The following is a 913-nucleotide window of genomic DNA, read 5'->3' as shown; positions in this document are numbered from 1 at the left end:
CACGCGCCAGCTCGTCGGCAGCGTCWGWTGTGTATACGAGACTGGAGCACGACMGCCGCCCAGGTGAGCAGCGCCGACGCGGTGGCGTCGGCGCCCCCGCGCTCACCGCGGGCGAGTGCGCCCGCGACGAGGGGGACGGCGACGGCGGCGAGCACTCCCCCGGCCGCGATCTCGAAGAGCACGTTGGGCACGGCGTTGACCGACTGGTAGACGCTGCCGACACAGGTGGCGCCGACGGAGTGCGAGAAGACGAACCATCGTCCGAAGCCGACGATCCGAGCGGCGAGCGTGATCACGGCGATGGTGCCTGCCGTCGCCAGGAGCCCCCGATGGGAGCGCTGGTCGCCGGGCGCCGTCTCAGGGCCGCTCATCGGCGCTCACGGCCCCACTCGTCGGCCCGTCGCAGCACCGGGTTGGCCTCGATGACCTGCGTGAAGCTGACCCGTTCGGATGCGAGGGTCAGCGCGGCGAGGCCCACGAGGGCGACCGCCCGGCCGGCGAGGCCGGTGCGCTCGACCAGGGCGAGCCCCAGGAGGGCGCCGGCCGCGTTGGCCCCGGTGTCACCGAGCATCGACGACGCTCGCAGGTCGTCGCGCACGACACCGAGCGAGGAACCGACGGCGGTTGCCGCGGCCACGCCACCGACGAGCGGGAGTCCAGTGGCGACGGTGACCTTGAGGGCGCGTCCGGGCCGCAGGTCGAAGAGGTTGACCGCGTTGGCCGCGCCCGCCACGACGGCGCCGCCGACCAGGGACGACAGCAGGCCCGTCGACCCCGGTCGTCCGGGTCCGCCCGGCCGTCCGGGTCCGCGGGAGTCGACGAGCGCCGCGCCGAGGAGTCCGGTCAGGCCGAGCCCCACGATCTTCACGGCTCCCGTCGTGACCTCTCCTCTCGCGAGCGCGCGCAGGTGGCC

The 913-nt window shown here is 74.7% G+C and carries 2 pseudogenes; both read right to left on the bottom strand.

Annotation, left to right across the window (positions count from 1 at the left end):
- Positions 1-371: pseudogene (locus AC1DP0_RS22295) on the bottom strand (hypothetical protein); the annotation flags it as partial.
- Positions 368-913: pseudogene (locus AC1DP0_RS22290) on the bottom strand (hypothetical protein); the annotation flags it as partial. The pseudogenes AC1DP0_RS22290 and AC1DP0_RS22295, both read right to left, overlap by 4 nt.

The sequence above is a fragment of the Terrabacter sp. P5_B1 genome (genome assembly GCF_056400505.1).
This window is presented reverse-complemented; position numbering and strand designations above follow the sequence as displayed.